Origin of the sequence: Pseudomonas sp. F8002 (assembly GCF_013385495.1) — a bacterium.
Lineage (GTDB): Bacteria > Pseudomonadota > Gammaproteobacteria > Pseudomonadales > Pseudomonadaceae > Aquipseudomonas.
Map to the genome: position 1 here is coordinate 145,079 of NZ_JACAPW010000003.1, position 15,370 is coordinate 160,448.

A 15,370-nucleotide genomic window follows, 5' to 3' on the forward strand; every position below is an offset into this window, starting at 1 on the left:
CGCCCCCGGTAGTCCTTTTTGTGTAACGCCTGTTGATTGATATGGCGCGCCCAGGTGCTGGGCGCGTTTAAGACTGCTTGGAGGTCGAATTGGACAAGAACATGAAAATCCTCATCGTTGATGACTTCTCAACGATGCGGCGGATCATAAAAAACCTGTTGCGTGACCTTGGGTTCACTAACACGGTCGAGGCGGATGACGGTATTACGGCGATTCCGATCCTCAACAGCGGGAGCATCGACTTTCTGGTAACGGACTGGAACATGCCGGGCATGACCGGTATCGATCTGCTGCGCCACGTGCGCGCTGATGAAAAACTGCGCAGCCTGCCTGTGCTGATGGTGACCGCTGAAGCCAAGCGTGAACAGATCATCGAAGCCGCCCAGGCCGGGGTCAACGGCTACGTGGTCAAGCCATTCACTGCACTGGCCTTGAAAGAGAAGATCGAAAAGATCTTCGAACGCATCGGTCATTGATGCTGCCACGGGGGAGCTATGGAGCATAAAGAATCATCGCAGGCCGACTTTGAGTCGACCCTGAAAAAACATGCTCATCAACTCGTCGAAAGCCTTGAAAGAGGCCAGTTCGGCGACGCGGTGCAGTTGATCCATGAGCTCAACCAGACCCGTGACCGCGGCCTGTACCAGGAAGTGGGCAAGCTCACCCGTGAGTTGCACAGTGCGATAGTCAATTTTCAGATTGACCCGCACATGCCCCAGGCCGAGGAAATCTCGCAGATCACGGATGCCACCGAACGCCTGTCCTACGTGGTCAGGCTGACTGAGGCGGCGGCCAACCGCACCATGGACCTGGTGGAAAACGCCACGCCTTTGGTCAACGGTATGGCCAGTGAAGCCAAGGCCCTGAGCACTGACTGGGGCCGGTTCATGCGTCGGGAAGTGGGCGCTGAGGAGTTTCGTGAGCTGGCGCGTCGGGTCGAGGGCTTTTTGTCCCGCAGCGAGCAGGAAAACCGCACGGTTTCCAGCAACCTCAATGACATTCTGCTGGCCCAGGATTACCAGGACCTCACCGGTCAGGTGATCAAGCGTGTGACCCAACTGGTCACCGAAGTGGAAAGCAACCTGCTCAAACTGGTGTTGATGGCGGGCCAGGTCGACCGGTTTGCCGGCATCGAACATGACCGCGCAGCGATCCTTTCTGAAAAAGATCCACAAAAACACCTCGCCAAGGGTGAAGGTCCGCAGATTCATGCCGATAAACGTGAAGACGTTGTATCCGGGCAAGACGACGTAGACGATTTGCTGTCCAGTTTAGGCTTCTAAGGAGCACACCCATGAGCTTCGGCGCCGATGAAGAAATCCTTCAGGATTTCCTTGTAGAGGCCGGCGAAATTTTAGAGCAACTGTCCGAACAACTGGTCGAGCTGGAAAGCCGACCGGATGATGCGAACCTGCTCAATGCAATTTTTCGCGGTTTTCATACTGTAAAAGGGGGCGCCGGCTTCCTCCAGCTCCACGAGCTGGTGGAGTGCTGTCACATCGCCGAGAACGTGTTCGACATCCTGCGCAAGGGTGAGCGGCACGTCGACTCGGAACTGATGGACGTGATCCTGGAAGCACTGGACGCGGTCAACGGCATGTTCAGTGAAGTGCGCGAGCGCGCACCGATCACTGCCGCCACGCCGGAACTGCTGGCCGCCCTGGCGCGCCTGGCGGAACCTGCGGCCAACGCTCCCGTGGTGGAAGCAGTGGCTGAGCCGGTTGCCGAGCCTGCGGGCGACGTGACCGACAGCGAATTTGAACAACTGCTGGACTCGCTGAACGCCGTCAAGGCCGAAGCCGAAGCGCCGGCAGCCAGTGCGCCGGCCATGGTGCCGACCACCGAAGACATTACCGACGCCGAGTTCGAGTCGTTGCTCGACCAGTTGCACGGCAAGGGCCAGTTTGCCCCGGACGCGGTGGCCGCAGCGCCAGCGCCAACGGAAGCCGCGGCGCCCGTCAGCAATGAAATCACCGACGACGAATTTGAAGCGCTGCTGGACCAGTTGCACGGCAAAGGCTCGTTTGCCGCCGAGGCTCTGCCGGAAGTCGCCGCAACGGCCGCCGCGCCTGCGGCACCCGCTGCTGCGCCGGCCGCCGATGGACTGATCTCCGATCACGAATTCGAAGCCCTGCTGGATGAACTGCACGGCAAGGGCAAGTTCACCGAAGTGGTCGGCGCTGCTGCACCGGCTGCTGCCGCAGCTGTCGCAACACCGGCTCCTGCCGCCAAGGCTGCCGCGCCTGTCGCAGCGAAAGCGGCTCCGGCTCCGGCTCCAGCACCGGCCCGGGCTGCCGCGGCTGCCCCGGCCCCGGACAAGCAACCGGCCAGTGAAGCCGAAACCACCGTGCGGGTTGATACCGCGCGCCTGGACGACATCATGAACATGGTCGGCGAACTGGTGCTGGTGCGTAACCGCCTGGTGCGCCTGGGCCTGAACAGTGGCGACGAGGCCATGCAAAAGGCCGTGTCGAACCTCGACGTGGTCACCGCAGACCTGCAGACCGCCGTCATGAAGACCCGGATGCAGCCGATCAAGAAAGTCTTCGGCCGTTTCCCGCGCCTGGTTCGCGACCTGGCACGCCAGCTCAAGAAAGAGATCAACCTGGAACTGGTGGGTGAAGAAACCGACCTCGACAAGAACCTTGTCGAGGCCCTGGCCGACCCGCTGGTCCACTTGGTGCGCAACGCGGTCGACCACGGTGTCGAGACGCCGGAAGAGCGCGAAGCCTCGGGCAAGAACCGCCAGGGCAAAGTGATCCTGGCGGCCGAACAGGAAGGCGACCATATCCTGCTGTCGATCACCGATGACGGCAAAGGCATGGACCCCACGGTACTGCGCAACATTGCAGTCAAGCGTGGGGTGATGGACAAGGACGCCGCCGACCGCCTCACCGACACCGAGTGCTACAACCTGATCTTCGCCCCGGGCTTCTCCACCAAGACCGAGATTTCCGACGTGTCGGGCCGTGGCGTGGGCATGGATGTGGTGAAGACCAAGATCAGCCAGCTCAACGGCTCGATCAACATCTACTCGACCAAGGGCCAGGGCTCGAAGATCGTCATCAAGGTGCCGTTGACCCTGGCGATCATGCCGACCCTGATGGTGATGCTGGGCAACCAGGCGTTCGCCTTCCCGCTGGTCAACGTCAACGAAATCTTCCACCTCGACCTGTCGCGCACCAACGTGGTGGACGGCCAGGAAGTGGTGATCGTGCGCGACAAGGCGTTGCCGCTGTTCTACCTCAAGCGCTGGCTGGTGGCTTCGGCCAAGCATGAAGAGCAGCGCGAAGGCCATGTGGTGATTCTTTCCGTGGGCACCCAGCGTATCGGCTTCGTGGTCGATCAACTGGTGGGCCAGGAAGAAGTGGTCATCAAGCCTTTGGGCAAAATGCTGCAGGGAACCCCGGGCATGTCGGGTGCGACCATTACCGGTGACGGTCGGATCGCGCTGATTCTGGATGTTCCGAGCATGCTCAAGCGTTACGCCGCACGGCGTATTTGATTCGGCCCGGGCAGGGCGGTTGTCCCTCGCCCGGCCTAACGGAGTGTTTATGGTAGTCAAGGTCCTGGTGGTGGACGATTCGGGTTTCTTCCGCCGCCGCGTCTCGGAAATTCTTTCATCGGATTCCAATATCCAGGTGGTCGGCACGGCCACCAACGGCAAAGAGGCGATCGATCAGGCCCTGGCCCTCAAGCCGGACGTGATCACCATGGACTACGAGATGCCGATGATGGACGGCATCACGGCGGTGCGGCACATCATGCAGCGCTGCCCGACGCCGGTGTTGATGTTCTCCTCGCTGACCCACGAAGGCGCCCGGGTCACCCTGGATGCGCTGGATGCCGGCGCGGTGGACTTCCTGCCGAAGAATTTCGAAGACATCTCGCGCAACCCCGAGAAGGTCAAGCAGATGCTCTGCGAGAAGGTGCACAGCATCTCCCGCAGTAACCGTCGCAGCCTGTTCAGTGCGCCGGCGCCCGCACCCGTTACGCCGCCACCGGCCGCCCCGAGCACCTTTGGTCGCCCGGCGCCGGCACCGGTTGCGCGCCCGGCCGCCGCCCCGGTGCGTACGGCTGCGCCCGCCGCACATTCACCTGCGCCCAAGCGCAAGGCCTACAAACTGGTGGCCATCGGTACGTCCACCGGCGGCCCGGTGGCCTTGCAGCGGGTGTTGACCCAATTGCCGGCGAACTTCCCGGCGCCGATCGTGTTGATCCAGCACATGCCGGCCGCGTTCACCAAGGCGTTCGCCGAGCGCCTGGACAAGCTGTGCCGCATCAGCGTCAAGGAAGCCGAGGATGGCGACATCCTGCGTCCGGGTCTGGCGCTGCTGGCCCCCGGTGGCAAGCAAATGATGGTCGATGGCCGTGGTGCGATCAAAATCCTGCCGGGTGACGAACGCCTAAACTACAAGCCGTGTGTGGATATCACCTTCGGGTCTGCGGCCAAATCCTACGGCGACAAAGTTTTGGCGGTGGTGTTGACCGGCATGGGCGCCGACGGCCGTGAAGGCGCGCGCCTGCTCAAGCAGGGCGGCAGCGCGATCTGGGCCCAGGATGAAGCCAGCTGCGTGATCTATGGCATGCCCATGGCCATCGTCAAGGCCGACCTGGCCGACGCCGTCTACAGCCTGGACGACATCGGCAAGCACCTGGTGGAGGCTTGCCTCTGATGGATGTATTGAGCCTGATTGGCATCATCATGGCGTTTGTCGCGATTATCGGCGGCAACTACCTCGAAGGCGGCCACCTGGGCGCCCTGGCCAACGGCCCGGCGGCGTTGATCGTGATCGGCGGCACCGTGGGCGCGGCGTTGTTGCAGTCGCCCATGAGTTCGTTCAAGCGCGCGATGCAGATCCTCATCTGGATTATTTTTCCGCCGCGTGTCGACTTGCCGGGCGGCATCGACCGCGTGGTCAACTGGAGCCTCACGGCGCGCAAGGAAGGCCTGCTCGGGCTGGAAGGCGTGGCCGATGCCGAGCCCGACAGCTACGCACGCAAAGGCCTGCAACTGCTGGTGGACGGCGCCGAGCCGGAAGCGATTCGCAGCATCCTCGAAGTGGACTTCTACACCCAGGAAAGCCGCGACATCAACGCTGCCAAAGTCTTTGAAAGCATGGGCGGCTACGCGCCGACCATCGGCATCATCGGTGCGGTGATGGGCTTGATCCACGTGATGGGCAACCTGGCCGATCCGTCGCAACTGGGCAGCGGGATTGCCGTGGCGTTCGTCGCCACCATCTACGGCGTGGCCAGTGCCAACCTGGTGTTGTTGCCGGTGGCCAGCAAGCTCAAGTCGATCGCCCTGCGCCAGTCGCGTTATCGCGAGATGTTGCTCGAAGGCATCCTCTCGATTGCCGAGGGTGAAAACCCGCGCTCCATCGAATTGAAGCTCCAGGGCTTCATGGATTGATGGGAGGTATTTGTTGTGAGCCGTCGCCGCCGCGAGCCTGAAGAACACGTCAACCATGAACGCTGGCTGGTGTCCTACGCCGACTTCATTACGTTGCTGTTCGCGTTTTTTGTGGTGATGTACTCCATTTCCTCGATCAACGAAGGCAAGTACAAAGTCATTTCCCAGGCGCTGATTGGCGTATTCAACGACGCTGACCGCGCCCTCAAGCCGATACCCATTGGCGAAGAACGCCCCAAGACCGTGACCCCGGCCAAGCCGCTGGTCAACGACAGCGATGAAACCGCCGCCGGCATCGGTGGCACCAGCGACCCGCTGAAAAGCATCGCCGATAACATCAGCGCGGCCTTTGGCGACCTGATCAGCTCCAACCAGATGACCGTGCGCGGCAATGAGTTGTGGGTCGAGATCGAGCTCAATTCCAGCCTGCTGTTCGCCAGTGCCGATGCAATGCCCAGCGACCAGGCGTTTACCATCATCGACAAGGTGGCGGCGATCCTGAAGCCGTTTGAAAACCCGGTCCACGTTGAAGGCTTTACCGATAACCTGCCGATCAGTACCGCGCAGTACCCGACCAACTGGGAGCTGTCTTCGGCCCGGGCGGCGAGTATTGTACGAATGCTCGCGATGCAGGGTGTGAACCCCGGGCGCCTGGCGTCGGTGGGTTACGGCGAGTTCCAGCCGGTGGCCAATAACGCCACGGCGGAAGGCCGTGCGCGCAACCGTCGGGTGGTGCTGGTGGTGTCGCGCAACCTGGACGTGCGCCGCAGCCTGACCGGTACCGGCACTGCCAATGCAACACCGGATGCCGCCTTGAAGCGGGCTGGCACACAAACTGCACCAGCGCCCGTAAAGGCGCCGGTTCGCGGGAGTGCCGTCAATTCTCCGTCACCGGCTCTATAACCCCATGCAATTTCTCGGTCGAGCCTGTGCCTGCCGGGAGGAACAATCCGAATGAGAGTCTGGGCAGTTGCCAATCAAAAGGGTGGTGTCGGTAAAACCACCACGTCCATCGCCTTGGCCGGCTTGCTGGCCGAGGCCGGCAAGCGTGTGGTCGTGGTCGACCTGGACCCCCACGGCTCCATGACCAGCTATTTCGGCTATGACCCGGATGCCCTGGAACACAGTTGCTACGACCTGTTCCTGCACAAGGGCAGCGTGCCGGCCGACTTGCCGGGGCAACTGTTGCTGCCTACCAGCAATGAAAAGATCTCGCTGTTGCCGTCCAGCACCGCCCTGGCCACCCTTGAGCGCCAGTCGCCGGGGCAGAGCGGCCTGGGCCTGGTGATCGCCAAGACCCTGGCGCAGCTGTGGCAGGACTTCGACTACGCGATCATCGACAGCCCGCCGTTGCTCGGCGTGCTGATGGTCAACGCCCTGGCCGCCAGCCAACAGCTGGTGATCCCGGTGCAGACCGAGCACCTGGCCGTCAAGGGCCTGGAGCGCATGGTCAGCACCCTGGCGATGATCAACCGCTCGCGCAAGCAAGCGCTGCCGTTCAGCATCGTGCCGACCCTGTTTGACCGCCGTACCCAGGCGTCCCTCGGCACCTTGCGGGTATTGCGCGATGCTTATCCGGACACCATCTGGCAAGGCTACATCCCGGTGGACACGCGCCTGCGGGATGCGAGCCGGGCAGGGCTGACGCCGTCGCAGTTCGACGGCAAGAGCCGTGGGGTGCTGGCGTATCGGGCGTTGCTCAAGCACCTGTTGTCCCAGCAACTTGTGGCGCAGGTGGCGTGATGGTCATAAACAGCCCTGTAGGGGCCTGGCTTGCCAGCGATGCAGACGCCGCGGTTTTCCTGACCAAACCGGCTCTCGATTCAAGTCCGGACACTCACAGGCCGATAACCTCTGAATACAGGGTTGATGGGGCTTGCGCGTGGGCATACAGATGAACCGTCCCGTTGATTTCAAGACCCGGCCGCAACTGGCGCTGGAGTCCTACCTGGACGCTTTGCTCCAGGACGCCACCGAGGACATGCCGGAGCCGATTCTGATCCTCGATGAAGTCATCGAGCCTGAACCTGCTGCCCTGGACGAGTTTCAGCTGGCGGTCCTGGAAGAGCAGGCCCGTGATGCGTTGGTGGTTCCCGTAGCCGTTCCTGTACCGGTTGCTGTGCCCGTCGAGCCTGTGGTGATTGCGCCTGTAGTGGTGGAGCCGGTGGTTGAGGTTCACCTCCCGCCGAGCATCACGCCGCCGCCGGTACAGGGCGACGGTCGCCCGGTGTGGGCTGCGGAGCCGTTCGAATGTTTGCTGTTCGATGTCGCCGGGCTGACCCTGGCGGTGCCGCTGGTGTGCCTGGGGTCGATCTACTCCCTGGAAGGCCAGGAGTTGACGCCGTTGTTCGGCCAGCCGGATTGGTTCCTCGGGATCCTGCCGAGCCAGCAGGGCAACTTGAAGGTATTGGACACCGCGCGTTGGGTGATGCCCGACCGCTACCGCGATGACTTCCGCCAGGGCCTGCAATACGTTATTTCGGTCCAGGGCTACGAGTGGGGGCTGGCGGTGCATCAGGTCAGCCGCTCATTGCGCCTGGACCCGAACGAAATCAAATGGCGCAGCCACCGTGGCCAGCGGCCATGGCTGGCGGGCACTGTGATCGAGCACATGTGCGCGTTGCTGGATGTCGCCGAACTGGCGGAGTTGATTGCCAGCGGCGCGGTAAAAGCCATGCCGCTGAACAAACGCACTTGATAACAAGCAGCAGCGCTACGGCGCTGCCCAAGAACACACACCGTAACCAACGGTATTTGAAGGGGTCTGGAGTATGAACAAGTCAGTGTCCGCACAAGGTCTGGTGGATGATCCAATCCTGCAATGGGTCACCTTCAAGCTGGACAACGAGTCCTACGGCATCAACGTGATGCGTGTGCAGGAAGTGCTGCGCTACACCGAAATCGCTCCGGTTCCGGGTGCCCCAAGCTATGTGCTGGGCATCATCAACCTGCGCGGCAACGTGGTGACCGTGATCGACACCCGCCAGCGTTTTGGCCTGGTGCCGACCGAAGTCAACGACAACACCCGCATCGTGATCATCGAAGCCGACAAGCAAGTGGTCGGGATCATGGTCGACAGCGTGGCGGAAGTGGTTTACCTGCGCCAATCCGAAGTCGAGACTGCGCCGAACGTCGGCAACGAAGAATCGGCCAAGTTCATCCAGGGTGTCTGCAACAAGAACGGCGAACTGCTGATTCTGGTTGAGCTGGACAAGATGATGAGCGAAGAAGAGTGGCAGGACCTGGAGAATATCTGATTGTTTCTTGAGGTAGCGGTGATCGTCCTGGCCATCCTTTGGGCCGGGACCCTGGGCTTCCTGCTGCGTTATGTTCGCCAGCAACGGGAATTGGCCACTCGACAAGTCGAGCGCGACGCTGTGCGCGACCGGCGGATCCTGGAGCTGGCCAAGCGGGTCGACCACTTCCAGCAAAGTGCGGTGCGTGTGGGTGATGAAGTGCACGAGCTGCGTTCGGTGCTGGCGCCGTTGCCGGACAAGCTGTCGGCACTCGAGCAGCGTGACCCGTCGAGCCTCTCATTCGCCCAGGCGGCGAAGCTGGTGGGCATGGGCGCCACGGTGGATGAGCTGACGCAGTCCTGCGGGTTGACCCAGGCTGAAGCGCAGTTGATGAGCCGGTTGCACAAGGACAACTGAAGGTTACGAGCTGCAAGCGGTATTGCTTGCAGCTTATAGCCGGTGCCGGTTGCTCAGCCATTCGGCCATGGTCGAGTCCTCCAAAGCATATTCACCACGGTTGGCTTTCCAGACCAACTCCTTCTCCCGCAGCACTTCCAGTGCTTTCTGCACGTTTGGTGTGCTGGCGTTCGGCTCGACCTGGGCCTGTTCCAGCTTGCGGTTCACATCCTGGAAGGTTTTCTCCGCAAAAGGCGAGAACGCCTGCTTGCCCAGGGTTCGTTCGCCCATCACTTCAAGTACCGCCTGTTGCAGCGGCGAGAGGTCGTTGTAGGCGCTCTCGTAATCGCTCCAGATGCCGGCCTGGTGATTGAGTGCCCCGGTCCTCAGCAACTCGCCAAGGTTGCTGGCTTCGCCAAGACCCACGCTCACTTCGGTCAGTAGTTTGTTGAGCATTTCCGGGCGCCGGCCAACGAGCTGGAAGGCATAGTCCATGTCCTCCAGGTTGAACTGGTTGGTCGCGGCCAGGCGCTGGTTCCAGAGGTCCGTCACGAACTCGACGAAATCCCGGCTCAACAGCGGGAACGGCGTGATATGGGCGCCGAAGAACGGTTGTTTGCTCTTGAGTACCAGGTTGGCCAGTTTGTCCCGGCTGGAGCCGGTGAAGACCAGGCGCAGGCCATCTGCCGTGCTGCTGCCGTTGAGATGATCCCGTGCCGCCTTGAGGGCGAACATGGCGTTCACCCCACCTTCGCTGTTGAGAGCGTGCTGGGCCTCGTCCACGATCAGCACGATCATTTGCCCCGAGACCTGGTGCAGCACGTCCAGGGCGTGGCTGAGCGTGGTGCCGGCGGGCAGTTGCGGTTTGGTGAAGTCCCAACTCAAGGTGCGCAACAGGCTGATCTTGTCGATACCGGCTTTCTTGGCCGCCTTGCTCACTGCGCTTTCGAACTCGCCCAGGGCTTTGCCGATAGCGCCGGAGATCAGTTCGGCGGGGTCGACTTCGCGGTTCATCCACAGGTCCACGTACACCGGCAGCCAGCCCCGGGCCTTGCACTCGGGGATAAGGTCGTTGCGCAGGAACGTACTCTTGCCGGTACGGCGCGGAGCCGCGAGGAACATGCCGGAGCTGTAGTCGGCAAATGACTCGCCTGCCAGATCACGGGCGAGCGCTTCGGCGAGTAGCTTTCGACTGAGAATCGGGCGGGTAGGGCTCATGGGTTTATCCTGAACTATCGGGTTCGGGATAATCTATACCTCGAAAGATATAATTGCTATACACCACCCACCGCAACTGATCATTCCCACGCTCTGCGTGGGAATGCATCCCGTGACGCTCCGCGTCACCCCTGCGCAAGACTTGAACGTTGCAGCGCCAGTTGGACGCGGAGCGTCCGAGGCGGCGTTCCCACGCAGAGCGTGGGAACGATCAGCCGGCTCCCACCTTAATAATCGTCGCCTCTTTCCGTCACATCCCGCTCCACCGGCCCCGCGTCCGGGTCGTAGCCCACCGGGAACTTGCCCTTCAGCGTCCAGGCAAACGCGATGATCTCGGCGACGGTGCGGTACAACTCTTCCGGGATACTGTCGCCCAACTCCATGCGTGCCAGTAATTTGACCAGCTCGGCATTTTCGTAAATCGGGACTTCGTTCTCCCGGGCCAGCTTGAGGATGGCTTCGGCCAGGGCATCGTCGCCCTTGGCGGTCAGGGTCGGCGCTTGTTGCCCGTCGTATTTGAGGGCGATGGCCTGGCGGGGCGGGTTGGGGTTTTTCATGCGGTTTCATCCACCCAGCGTTGTTCAAGCCCGGTTTTCGGGCCCCGTGGCGGGGTGCCGAGGTGGCAGTCGAGGTCGCCGACGTTGAGTCCCGACGACACCAGGCGCTCGCGCAGGCTGCCCAGGTGGCTTTCGATCAGGCTGGCGGTGAAGGGCCGGGTCGCCCACAACTGGCTCGACAGTTTGCCCTGGCTCAGTTGCGCCTGGACCTGCAACGGGCCGAGCGGCTCCATGTCGAGCGCCATTTCCACGCGCCAGAGCATTTGCTTGGGATCCTTGCTGTCCTTGCGTTCCGGCTGTTCCTTGTCGGGCGCCGGTTCTTCCCGCTGGAACTTGACCTGCAACGGCACGATGTCCTGCAAGGTGCGCATGGGGATTTCCAGCTGCCAGGTGGTCAAGAGCTTGCCGTCGGCGGTGGTACCGGTCTGCTCCAGGCTCGACAGCTGATGGCTTTGCAGGCGGGAGATGGCCCCGGCGGCCAGGCGCAGCAGGTTTTCCAGGTCACTTTCACCTTCCAGGCGTTGCATCAGCCGATCGGGCAGCGGAAAGCCCGCGGGCGCCTGCCTGGCGCCGACCTGGCCGAGGGTACCCAGCGGGCTGCGTACGAAGCTGGGCAGCAATTGCGCCAGGGTGTTGGCAGCGAGGATCGCATTCAGATTGGTGCTGGCGGGCAGGGATGGCAGCAGGTCGGCGACGAAGCGCAGCAGCGCGCCTTTCATGTCCAGCGGCGGTATCTGCGGGTTTTGCCCGACCAGCAACTTGGCTTCGAGGAAGGTCCCGCTGTTCTGGATCAGTTGCGCCAGCACCTTGGGGTTGCTGGCCTGGGCCAGGTCGGGCAGGCCGGCGAGCAAACGCTCGGCGGCGGCGCGCAGGTCGGCCCCGGTGCTGTCGCTGCTGGTCGCCGGCAGGCTTTGCAGCGCGGTGAACACCACGTCCAGCGAGCCCTGGCGGCTTTGCTGGGTGGAGAGTTGCTGGGCCACGGCCAATTGGTCCTGGCGCCCGCTCAGCGGTACAAAGCTCAAGGTCTGCGCACCTTGCACCACGGCGCTGAGCAGGCTGCCGACGCGCAAGGGCTGCGGGCTTTCGACGGTCAGGGTCGCGCCGCTGAGGACGTTATTGAGCACCGACACCAGTGAGCGATACACCACCGGCTGGTTGGCGCCCTGTGGCAGCGCCTGGGTGGTCAGCACCTTGCCTTGCAGCAGGGTGCCCACCGGTAACTGGCTGGTGTCGATACGCGTCAGCGCAGCGACGCTGGAACTCAGGGCCTGCTGCAGGCTGATGGACAAATTGCCCGACGGCGTCTGGCTGACTTCCACCTGGGTACCCAGCGGCAGCGGCTGGCTGCTGCTGGCCTGCACCAGGGTTTGCCGGCCGCCTTCCAGGGTCAGCTTGAGCAGCAACTGAAAGGCATCGCCGCCTTGTTTCAGTGCCAGCACCTCGGCATTTACGGTTTTTCCGGGGTCGATCAGGCCGGTCTGCGGCTCCAGCAGTTTCAGCAACTCGCCCGCTGCAGGCGCGGGCGCAGGCCCGGCCGGAAGCGTCGGGGGGAGCGTGGGAAGATTGATCTCACCGGTCATCGTGCGCGCCGTCTCAGGGGAAATTGCCCTCTTTAGAGTAGGGCATCACATGTATAATGCCGCCCGTCTTCAAAGAGAGCGTTAAAAACAACACAACTGATTGATCCAGCTCTCTAAAAACGGTCGCCAAAGCAGTTAATGTGCATCTCTTTAACGGCCGTTCCACCGCCGACTTGAACCGTAAAGGCCCGCGATCTCTTGACCAGCCCTCTTCTAGAAGCCGTAGCGCTCGCCTGTGAACGTGACCTGCGGATGCTGTTCGAACACCTCGAACTGCGTCTGGCGGGCGGCGACATGGTGCAGGTCAGCGGCCCCAACGGCAGCGGCAAGACCAGCCTGTTGCGCCTGCTGGCCGGGCTGATGCAGCCGACGGCGGGCGAAGTACGGCTCAACGGCAAACCGTTGCACGAGCAGCGCACCGAGCTGGCGCGCAACCTGATCTGGATCGGCCACGCCGCCGGAATCAAGGATGTGCTTACCGCTGAAGAAAACCTCAGTTGGCTCAGCGCCCTGCATCATCCCGCCAGCCGCGACGCGATCTGGCAGGCGCTGGCCGCGGTTGGCCTCAAGGGTTTCGAAGACGTTCCCTGCCACACCCTGTCCGCCGGCCAGCAGCGCCGCGTGGCCCTGGCCCGTTTGTATCTCGACGGCCCGCCGCTATGGATTCTCGACGAACCCTTCACCGCCCTCGACAAACAAGGCGTTGCCCAATTGGAAGAACACCTTGCCGCGCACTGCGAGCAGGGCGGCATGGTTGTCCTGACCACTCACCACACCTTGACGCGCATGCCTGCCGGTTACCGCGACCTCGACCTGGGCCGGTGGGCGGTATGAGTGTTTTTGCCCTGTTGGTCGCCCGCGAAGCGCGGTTACTCTGTCGCCGTCCGGCCGAATTGGCCAACCCGCTGGTGTTCTTCGCGATTGTGATCGCGCTGTTCCCGTTGGCGGTGGGCCCCGAGACTAAACTGTTGCAAACCTTGTCTCCTGGACTGGTCTGGGTGGCGGCGCTTTTGTCGGTCCTGCTCTCGCTGGACGGGCTGTTTCGCAGTGATTTTGAAGACGGTTCCCTCGAACAGTGGGTCCTTTCGTCGCACCCCCTGCCACTTCTGGTATTGGCCAAGGTACTGGCACACTGGGCGTTTTCCGGCCTGGCGCTGGTACTGCTCGCGCCGCTGCTGGCGATGATGCTGGGGTTGCCCACCGAATGCCTGCCGGTGTTGCTCCTTTCCTTGTTGCTTGGCACGCCGGTTCTCAGTCTACTGGGCGCCGTAGGTGCGGCACTGACCGTCGGTTTGAAACGCGGTGGCCTGTTGTTGGCCCTGCTGATCTTGCCTTTGTATATCCCGGTGTTGATCCTGGGCAGCGGCGCGTTGCAAGCCGCGCTCCAGGGCATGCCGGCGACCGGTTACCTCCTGTGGCTTGGCAGCCTGGCCGCCCTGGCGGTAACCCTGACACCCTTTGCTATAGCGGCTGGCCTGAAGATCAGCGTCGGCGAATAATGAGGTCTGGTTAAGCGATAGAACCTTAACCAGTAAAGACCCTAAGCTTCTCGCAACGACGAGAAGCAACCGTGATGGAAACAGCATGAACTGGACCTGGTTTCACAAGCTCGGCTCGCCCAAATGGTTTTACGGCATCAGTGGCAAACTGCTGCCGTGGTTGAGCATCGCCGCGGTATTGCTGATCGGCATCGGCCTGGTCTGGGGCCTGGCCTTTGCGCCGCCGGACTACCAGCAAGGCAACAGCTTTCGCATCATCTACATCCACGTGCCTGCCGCGATGCTGGCCCAGTCCTGCTACGTGATGCTGGCGGTGTGCGGCATCGTCGGCCTGGTGTGGAAGATGAAGCTGGCGGACGTCGCCCTGCAATGCGCCGCGCCCATCGGTGCCTGGATGACCGCCGTGGCGCTGGTCACCGGCGCGATCTGGGGCAAACCGACCTGGGGTTCGTGGTGGGTATGGGATGCGCGACTCACCTCGATGCTGATCCTGCTGTTCCTGTACTTCGGCCTGATTGCCCTGGGCAACGCCATCAGCAACCGTGACAGCGCCGCCAAGGCCTGCGCGGTGCTGGCGATCGTCGGCGTGATCAACATCCCGATCATCAAATACTCGGTGGAGTGGTGGAACACCCTGCACCAGGGCGCCACCTTCACCCTCACCGAAAAGCCGGCAATGCCCGTGGAAATGTGGGCGCCGCTGCTGCTGATGGTGCTGGGGTTCTACTGCTTCTTCGGCGCCGTGCTGCTGCTGCGCATGCGCCTCGAAGTGCTCAAGCGTGAAGCCCGCACCAGTTGGGTCAAGGCCGAAGTGCAAAACAGCCTGGGAGCCCGTGGATGAGCTTCAACTCTTTCAGTGATTTTCTCGCCATGGGCCATCACGCCCTGTACGTCTGGACGGCCTATGGCATTTGCCTGGCGGTGCTGGCCCTCAACGTCGCCGCGCCGATCCTGGCCCGCAAGCGTTACCTGCAACAAGAGGCGCGTCGTTTGCGCCGGGAGACCGAAAAGTGAATCCGCTGCGTAGAAAGCGTCTGTTGATCATCCTGGCCATCATGGCCGGTGTCGGCATTGCCGTGACCCTGGCCCTGAGCGCCCTGCGGGAGAACATCAACCTGTTCTACACCCCGACCCAGATCGCCAACGGCGAAGCGCCGCTGGATACCCGAATCCGTGCCGGTGGCATGGTCGAGAAAGGCTCGTTGCAACGCTCCGGCGACTCCCTGGACGTCAAGTTCATCGTCACCGACTTCAACAAGTCCGTGACCATCACCTACCGCGGCATCCTCCCGGACCTGTTCCGCGAAGGGCAGGGCATCGTTGCCCTCGGCAAGCTCAACGCCGACGGCGTGGTGGTGGCCGATGAAGTGCTGGCCAAGCACGATGAAAAATACATGCCGCCGGAAGTCACCAAGGCCCTCAAAGACAGCGGCCAATCCGCCCCGACCCCCGCCAAGGAGGGCTAAGT

At 62.3% G+C, this 15,370-nt stretch carries 18 protein-coding genes; 15 read left to right on the forward strand and 3 right to left on the reverse strand.

The genetic code is table 11. The features are described 5' to 3' along the window. The first annotated feature begins 101 nt into the window (after positions 1–101). The 10 genes from HX811_RS05720 (at position 102) to HX811_RS05765 (ending at position 9,069) form a co-directional block, all read left to right on the forward strand. Positions 102–476 carry a chemotaxis response regulator CheY gene (locus tag HX811_RS05720; protein ID WP_005790040.1) on the forward strand — a complete coding sequence of 125 codons (375 nt, stop codon included), beginning with the start codon at positions 102–104 and terminating at the stop codon, positions 474–476. Positions 477–494: 18 nt separating this feature from the next. After that, positions 495–1,283 (forward strand): protein phosphatase CheZ, encoded by a 789-nt coding sequence (locus HX811_RS05725; RefSeq protein WP_003214538.1) that lies wholly within the window; start codon positions 495–497, stop codon positions 1,281–1,283. A gap of 11 nt (positions 1,284–1,294) precedes the next feature. Further along, positions 1,295–3,505, forward strand: coding sequence for a chemotaxis protein CheA (locus HX811_RS05730; protein WP_177019592.1), 2,211 nt, complete (start codon positions 1,295–1,297; stop codon positions 3,503–3,505). A 49-nt stretch (positions 3,506–3,554) separates the two neighbouring features. Further along, the gene (locus HX811_RS05735; RefSeq protein ID WP_008434810.1) at positions 3,555–4,676 is read left to right on the forward strand and encodes a chemotaxis response regulator protein-glutamate methylesterase; all 1,122 of its coding nucleotides are present in this window, start codon (positions 3,555–3,557) and stop codon (positions 4,674–4,676) included. Next, a complete protein-coding gene (locus HX811_RS05740) occupies positions 4,676–5,416 on the forward strand; it encodes a flagellar motor protein (RefSeq protein WP_003210645.1) in 741 nt (246 codons plus the stop codon). Before HX811_RS05735 ends, HX811_RS05740 begins: the two co-directional genes overlap by 1 nt. Positions 5,417–5,431: 15 nt before the next feature. Then, on the forward strand, positions 5,432–6,319 hold the full coding sequence (gene motD / locus HX811_RS05745; protein WP_003210644.1) for a flagellar motor protein MotD: 888 nt from the start codon (positions 5,432–5,434) through the stop codon (positions 6,317–6,319). A 51-nt stretch (positions 6,320–6,370) separates the two neighbouring features. Continuing rightward, complete coding sequence (locus tag HX811_RS05750) at positions 6,371–7,159, forward strand: ParA family protein (RefSeq protein WP_003210643.1); 789 nt, start codon at positions 6,371–6,373, stop codon at positions 7,157–7,159. 151 nt (positions 7,160–7,310) lie between these two features. Beyond that, positions 7,311–8,114, forward strand: a complete 804-nt coding sequence (locus tag HX811_RS05755; RefSeq protein WP_003210642.1) for a CheW domain-containing protein — start codon at positions 7,311–7,313, stop codon at positions 8,112–8,114. Between the two features lie 73 nt (positions 8,115–8,187). Beyond that, positions 8,188–8,673: a chemotaxis protein CheW gene (locus tag HX811_RS05760; RefSeq protein WP_003210641.1), complete on the forward strand. Its 486-nt coding sequence runs from the start codon at positions 8,188–8,190 to the stop codon at positions 8,671–8,673. Next, the gene (locus HX811_RS05765; RefSeq protein WP_008434800.1) at positions 8,674–9,069 is read left to right on the forward strand and encodes a DUF2802 domain-containing protein; all 396 of its coding nucleotides are present in this window, start codon (positions 8,674–8,676) and stop codon (positions 9,067–9,069) included. A 33-nt stretch (positions 9,070–9,102) separates the two neighbouring features. On the opposite strand, the gene HX811_RS05770 is transcribed toward HX811_RS05765, so the two are convergent. The 3 genes from HX811_RS05770 to HX811_RS05780 form a co-directional block, all read right to left on the reverse strand. Beyond that, a complete protein-coding gene (locus tag HX811_RS05770) occupies positions 9,103–10,266 on the reverse strand; it encodes a hypothetical protein (RefSeq protein ID WP_102369668.1) in 1,164 nt (387 codons plus the stop codon). Positions 10,267–10,493: 227 nt separating this feature from the next. Further along, positions 10,494–10,823: an EscU/YscU/HrcU family type III secretion system export apparatus switch protein gene (locus HX811_RS05775; protein ID WP_003210638.1), complete on the reverse strand. Its 330-nt coding sequence runs from the start codon at positions 10,821–10,823 to the stop codon at positions 10,494–10,496. Further along, positions 10,820–12,403, reverse strand: coding sequence for a flagellar hook-length control protein FliK (locus HX811_RS05780; RefSeq protein ID WP_177045163.1), 1,584 nt, complete (start codon positions 12,401–12,403; stop codon positions 10,820–10,822). Before HX811_RS05780 ends, HX811_RS05775 begins: the two co-directional genes overlap by 4 nt. A gap of 252 nt (positions 12,404–12,655) precedes the next feature. Here HX811_RS05780 and ccmA point away from each other — a divergent pair, with 252 nt between their 5' ends. The 5 genes from ccmA (at position 12,656) to ccmE (ending at position 15,368) form a co-directional block, all read left to right on the forward strand. After that, positions 12,656–13,237 carry a cytochrome c biogenesis heme-transporting ATPase CcmA gene (gene ccmA, locus HX811_RS05785; protein WP_371132371.1) on the forward strand — a complete coding sequence of 194 codons (582 nt, stop codon included), beginning with the start codon at positions 12,656–12,658 and terminating at the stop codon, positions 13,235–13,237. Beyond that, complete coding sequence (gene ccmB / locus HX811_RS05790; RefSeq protein ID WP_003210635.1) at positions 13,234–13,902, forward strand: heme exporter protein CcmB; 669 nt, start codon at positions 13,234–13,236, stop codon at positions 13,900–13,902. The genes ccmA and ccmB overlap by 4 nt, the downstream gene beginning before the upstream one ends. An 85-nt stretch (positions 13,903–13,987) precedes the next feature. After that, positions 13,988–14,743: a heme ABC transporter permease gene (locus tag HX811_RS05795; RefSeq protein WP_003210634.1), complete on the forward strand. Its 756-nt coding sequence runs from the start codon at positions 13,988–13,990 to the stop codon at positions 14,741–14,743. After that, positions 14,740–14,916 carry a heme exporter protein CcmD gene (ccmD, locus tag HX811_RS05800; RefSeq protein WP_008434788.1) on the forward strand — a complete coding sequence of 59 codons (177 nt, stop codon included), beginning with the start codon at positions 14,740–14,742 and terminating at the stop codon, positions 14,914–14,916. Before HX811_RS05795 ends, ccmD begins: the two co-directional genes overlap by 4 nt. Then, the gene (gene ccmE / locus HX811_RS05805; RefSeq protein WP_008434786.1) at positions 14,913–15,368 is read left to right on the forward strand and encodes a cytochrome c maturation protein CcmE; all 456 of its coding nucleotides are present in this window, start codon (positions 14,913–14,915) and stop codon (positions 15,366–15,368) included. Before ccmD ends, ccmE begins: the two co-directional genes overlap by 4 nt. Positions 15,369–15,370: the final 2 nt, after the last annotated feature.